This is a genomic window from Rhizobium sp. PRIMUS64 (genome assembly GCF_023006465.1).
Lineage (GTDB): Bacteria > Pseudomonadota > Alphaproteobacteria > Rhizobiales > Rhizobiaceae > Rhizobium > Rhizobium leguminosarum.
This window is the reverse complement of the sequence record NZ_JALBGX010000248.1, coordinates 1-4,092: the sequence shown is the minus strand read 5'-3', so window position 1 is coordinate 4,092 and position 4,092 is coordinate 1. Positions and strand designations below refer to the sequence as shown.

The 4,092-nt window shown below is 63.7% G+C and carries 3 protein-coding genes; 2 read left to right on the top strand and 1 reads right to left on the bottom strand.

The genetic code is table 11. The features are described 5' to 3' along the window. Positions 1–597: pseudouridine-5'-phosphate glycosidase (locus MOV76_RS38540; RefSeq protein ID WP_247266532.1), on the top strand; the 597-nt coding region annotated here is incomplete at its 5' end. Positions 598–859: 262 nt separating this feature from the next. Here the strand turns inward: MOV76_RS38540 and cckA are convergent. Beyond that, complete coding sequence (gene cckA / locus MOV76_RS38535; RefSeq protein ID WP_018445183.1) at positions 860–3,463, bottom strand: cell cycle histidine kinase CckA; 2,604 nt, start codon at positions 3,461–3,463, stop codon at positions 860–862. A gap of 297 nt (positions 3,464–3,760) precedes the next feature. On the opposite strand from cckA, the gene MOV76_RS38530 reads away from it, so the two are divergent. Further along, positions 3,761–4,092 (top strand): flagellar biosynthetic protein FliO (locus MOV76_RS38530; RefSeq protein WP_245494122.1); only part of this gene is annotated, 332 nt, incomplete at its 3' end.

Below are 4,092 nucleotides of genomic sequence, written 5' to 3'. Positions count from 1 at the left end.
ACCGTCGCGGCGACGATGATCGCGGCGGCGCGCGCCGGCATCCGCGTTTTTGCCACAGGCGGCATCGGCGGCGTGCATCGTGGCGCCGAGGAAAGCTTCGATATATCAGCCGATCTCGAGGAACTGGCGCGCACCGGCGTCATCGTCGTCTGCGCCGGGGCCAAGGCGATCCTCGATATTCCAAAGACGCTGGAAGTGCTGGAAACCCGCGGCGTTCCGGTCGTCACCTATGAGAGCGAGGAATTCCCCGCCTTCTGGTCGCGCTCCTCGGGCATCCGCAGCCCGTTGTCGCTAAACAGCCCGGCCGCCATCGCCAATTTCCAGACGGTGCGCGAGCAGCTCGGCGTCGACGGCGGCATGCTCGTCGCCAATCCGGTACCGGAAGCTGACGAGATCGCGCGCGAGGAGATGGAAATCTATATCGAGCGGGCACTCGACAGCGCCGAGCGCGACGAAGTGACCGGCAAGGCGGTAACGCCCTATCTTCTGTCGACCATCTTCGACCTGACGGACGGCCAGAGCCTCAAGACCAATATCGCGTTGGTTGAGAACAATGCGCGGCTTGCGGCTGAGATTGCGGTTGCGTTGAGTGAATGAAGGTTGACGGGCTGGCAGGTATCAATTTTTAGCGGAGAGGTGGTGCCGTTCCAGCCCCCCTCTGCCCTGCCGGGCATCTCCCCCACAGGTGGGGAGATTACAAGCGGCAAAACCTTCGCATCGCATCAACGTTTCGCCGAGCTGCATGGATATTTGGTTAGGGAGCCAGTGCACCCAGCCGATCTCCCTCCTTGTGGGGGAGATGCCGGCAGGGCAGAGGGGGGTGCGGCACGCCACAGCGTGCCCTCCGACAGCACCTCACTCACCCATCCAGCGTCTCCTTCACCACAACAGCGAGCTGCTTCAGCGAGAAGGGCTTCGGTAGGAAGCCGAATTTCGCCTCCGGCGGCAGGTTGCGGGCAAAAGCATCTTCCGCATAACCTGAGACGAAGATGAACTTCATGTCGGGATAGGTCTTGCGCAGCTCGCGCAACAGCGTCGGACCGTCCATTTCGGGCATCACGACGTCGGAGACGACGATGTCGACCTTGCCGTCGAGTTCTTCCAAGATGCTGAGTGCCTCGACGCCCGAGCCCGCCTCGTGCACGGTGTAGCCCCGCGTTTCCAGCATGCGCTTGCCGCCGCGGCGCACAGCCTCCTCGTCCTCGACGAGAAGGATGACGGCCGATCCCGTCAGGTCCTCCGGCTGCTGCGGCGATACCGGCAGCGGCACCACTTCGGCCCCGGCGATGGCGCCGTCGATCGAGCCCGCTTCGGCGGCCACCGCCGGCTCCGGAATGTGCCGCGGCAGGAAGACGCGGAAGGTTGTGCCCTTGCCGACTTCGGATTCCGGCTGGATGTAGCCGCCCGACTGTTTGACGATGCCGTAGACCATGGCGAGGCCAAGCCCGGTGCCCTTGCCGACATCCTTGGTGGTGAAGAACGGCTCGAAGATCTTGTCCATGATCTCGGGGGCGATACCGGTGCCGTTATCCGCGACTTCGACCAGCACCATGTCCTCGGCCGGCATGTAGGAGTAGTTGAAGGCGGAGACCTCGGCGGCGGTCAGATTGCGGGTGCGCAGTGTCAGCGTGCCACCCTCGGGCATCGCGTCGCGCGCATTGACGCAGAGATTGATCAGCACCTGCTCGAACTGCGAAAGGTCTGTTTTGACAGGCCAGAGATCGCGGCCATATTGCACGTCGAGTTTGACATTGGTGCCGGAAAGCAGCCGGTCGACCAGCATGCGCAGGTCGCCGACGACATCGGTCAGGTTCAGCACCGAGGGCCGCATCGTCTGCTTGCGCGAGAAGGCGAGCAGCTGGCGCACCAGCACGGCGGCACGGTTGGCGTTGCGCTTGATCTCTATCAGGTCGGCGAAGCTGGCATCGGCGGGCCGCGCCTGCAGCAGCAGATGGTCAGAGGAAAGCAGGATCGCCGTCAGCACGTTGTTGAAATCATGCGCGATGCCGCCGGCGAGCGTTCCCACAGCATTCATCTTCTGCGTCTGCGCCATCTGTGCTTCCAGCGCCTTCTGCTCGGTCACCTCGACAGCGTAGACGATCGCCGCCTCCTCGGGCGCCTCGTCGCTCTGGTCGATGACGGCATTGACATAGAAGCGGAAATAGCGCGCCTCGTCGGTCGGTGTGCGGGTGTCGAGCGGCGCAATGTCGCCCTGCCGGTCCTTGGCCGCCGCCAGCGCCGCGGCGAGCTGTGGCCGATCGCTCTCCTGCACGATGGTTTCAAGATGCGGCGCCTTTTCGAGGTCATCGCGCGAGACGACACCGGAGAACATCTTCAGGAATGGTGCATTGGTGCGCAGGATACGCCCGTCGCCGTCAACCGAGGCGATTGCCATCGGTGTGTTGTTGAAGAAGCGGGTGAAGCGCATGGCAGCGGCCGAAGCGGACTGGCCGCCGGCATCGCTCTTTTCACGCGCCAGCACGATCGTCCGGCTTTCGCCGGGTGCGCCGTCGCGCATCGAGGTAACGCTGTGGATGATCTGCACAGGCAGGCTCTGGCCATTGCTCTTGCGCAGGTCGAGATCGAGCGTCACGGTCTTCTTCAGGCCGGGTTCGGCCTGCACCGACTGAATCAGCGCCAGCCCCTCGCCCGCCACGACGTCGCCGATCGTCATCGAGCCCGGCACGAATTTGGTGAGGTCGAGGCCCAGCCACTCGGCAAGCGTCGCATTCAGGTAGAAGATCTCGCCCTTCCTGCCGGCAGAAAAGAAGCCGGCCGGCGCATGGTCGAGATAGTCGATCGCGTTCTGCAATTCCTTGAAGAAGCGCTCCTGGTCGTCGCGCTCCGTGGTGATGTCGGTGATCTGCCAGATCTGCAGCGGCCTGCCGCCGCTTTCCTCCGGCTGCAGCAGCCGCGCCTTCAGCCGGTACCAGTGGGCGCCGGAGCTGTTGCTGCCAGGCCCGACGGCACGCAGCAGGCGGAACTCCTCGCGGCCCTCCTTGCCCTCGCGCAGACCATTGACCAGCCTGTAAAGCGCCTCGTTGGATTCGCGATGGCGCGACAGCAGCGTTTCCAGCGTCTGCACCTCGGTCGCCTTGCGCGCGCCGGTCAGCGCGCCATAGGCAGCATTGGCATAGATGATCCGACCTTTTTCGTCGGTGATCAGCGTACCGTCGGGATGGCTGTTGAGGAAAGCGCGCGCCAGACTGTCGGACTGGCGCTGCGGCATCACCTCGATGAAGCCGATGACCGAGGATACCAGGAAGAAGATGCCGACCATGGCGAGCACGCCGAGACCGCCAAGCACGACCTCGTTGTCGAGCGACTTTTTGAAGAAGACGAAGGCGCCGGCGGCAGCGATCAGCACGAGCGCCAGCAGAAGAATGCGCAAGACCGTGCCAGAACGCCCCCCACGATCCACAAGCGGTGCGTTATAGTCGTCGGCCTGACGCGGTTTCGTCATATATTCCTCACATAAGCCCTCCCGCTTCGTAGCACGAACACGAAGCAGGAATCAGGCACTCTTTCCTTCTTAGCAATTTGCTGCGTCGGCAAAAACACCGCTAGCCGGCAAGACTGCTTGAATTCACAGGCAACAGCGCCATCTGCCCCAGAAGCCCAGCTGCTGCCCGTGCGCAAGGTCGCCGAGTGCCTAGCAGCGGAACACGAAATCGCGTTCACCCGTGACTGGACAGGATCGGCGGCCCTTGCCTAAGGAACGGAAAAGTCGTCAATATGTGCCGAATGCGAAATGGAGTGAGTGACTATGTTGGATGATGTTGTCGGAGCTTATGGCAGCCGTTTCCTGCTTGCCGCCGGTGGCGTCGGTCTGGCGCTTCTCCTGCTCATCATCGTGCTCTGGGTGATCCGCAGCCGGGCGCCCTCGCCCTTCGTGCGCGGCGGCCGCAACCGGCAGCCCCGGCTGCAAGTGCTGGATGCCGCAGCCGTCGATGCCCGTCGCCGTCTGGTGCTGGTGCGCCGCGACGACGTCGAGCACCTGATCATGATCGGCGGCCCGAGCGATATCGTCATCGAGAGCCGTATCCTCCCCGCAGCGGCCGAACAGCCGGACAGTGCCAGCCGTCCGCAGCC

What these genes read in the sequence shown, in the direction of transcription:
- cckA (WP_018445183.1), bottom strand. Translation starts at nt 3,463, where the DNA reads ATGACGAAACCGCGTCAGGCCGACGACTATAACGCACCGCTTGTGGAT.